Here is a 962-nt window from a genome sequence, read left to right as displayed (position 1 = left end):
CGGTGCCTGAACTTCCTCGAGCGGGAGGAGATCGCCCTGCGCCGGGCGCAGGGACAGTCACTACGCGAGATCGGCGCGGCCATCGGGCGGTCGCCCTCGACGATCTCTGTAGGAGCTGCGCCGCAATACCGCTGCCAAAGGCGACTACCGGGCGACGACGGCACACGTGCTGGCCTATGCACGAGCCTCGCGCCCGAAGCCGGCGAAGCTGCACACCAACCCGGAACTGCGTGGGATCGTGGAGACAGATCTCGCCAAGAAGTATTCGCCTGAGCAGATCGCCGGGCGCCTGCGGCGGGAGTTCCCTGAGAAGCCGTCAGATGTGGGTGTCGACCGAGACGGTCTACCAGTCTCTCTACGTGCAGTCCCGTGGGGCTCTGCGACAGGAGCTGACCCGGTATCTGCGTACCGGACGTGCTCTGCGCAGACCGTGCCGGAAGGCTGGTCAGTGTAGGAATCGGGTGCCAGACATGATCAACATCAGTGAGCGCCCGGCGGAGGCCGAGGATCGGGCCGTCCCGGGCCACTGGGAGGGTGATTTGATCATCGGCAAGAACAACCAGACCGCCATCGGCACCCTGGTCGAACGCACCACCAACTACACGATGCTTGTTCACCTGCCGGAGGGCTACCAGCCCGAACAGGTCCGCGACGCCCTGGCCGCGAAAATCCAGACTTTGCCCGTGGCGCTGCGCAGATCATTGACCTGGGACCAGGGTGCTTGAGATGCGTGACTGGAAGCAGGTGCGCATTGACGCCGGCATCGAGATCTTCTTCTGTGACCCACACTCGCCGTGGCAGCGCGGGGTCAACGAGAACACGAATGGGCTGCTGCGCCAGTACTTTCCGAAAGGCCTGGACCTATCGGGCTTCACCGCCGCAGATCTGGACGCGGCGGCCGCCGAACTCAACGACCGACCCCGAAAACGCCTAGAGTTCCAAAAACCGATCGAGGTGATCGG

Annotated in this window: 3 protein-coding genes; all 3 read left to right on the top strand. The window is 64.2% G+C overall.

Annotated elements, in window-relative coordinates:
- Nucleotides 1–6: 6 nt before the first annotated feature.
- On the top strand, nucleotides 7–273 hold the full coding sequence (locus RE027_RS17815) for a helix-turn-helix domain-containing protein (RefSeq protein WP_368809634.1): 267 nt from the start codon (nucleotides 7–9) through the stop codon (nucleotides 271–273).
- A complete protein-coding gene (locus RE027_RS17810) occupies nucleotides 177–725 on the top strand; it encodes an IS30 family transposase (protein WP_368809632.1) in 549 nt (182 codons plus the stop codon). The genes RE027_RS17815 and RE027_RS17810 overlap by 97 nt, the downstream gene beginning before the upstream one ends.
- Before the next feature lies 1 nt (nucleotide 726).
- Nucleotides 727–962: IS30 family transposase (locus RE027_RS17805; RefSeq protein ID WP_368809631.1), on the top strand; the 236-nt coding region annotated here is incomplete at its 3' end.

It is taken from the genome of Kocuria sabuli (genome assembly GCF_040981185.1).
GTDB lineage: Bacteria > Actinomycetota > Actinomycetes > Actinomycetales > Micrococcaceae > Kocuria > Kocuria sabuli.
Note: the sequence above shows the minus strand (reverse complement) of the source record. Positions and strands in the feature narration are given on the sequence as shown.

Bases quoted from the DNA above. Each gene is read 5' to 3' on its own strand.
- RE027_RS17810 (WP_368809632.1), top strand. From the start codon at position 177: ATGCACGAGCCTCGCGCCCGAAGCCGGCGAAGCTGCACACCAACCCGG.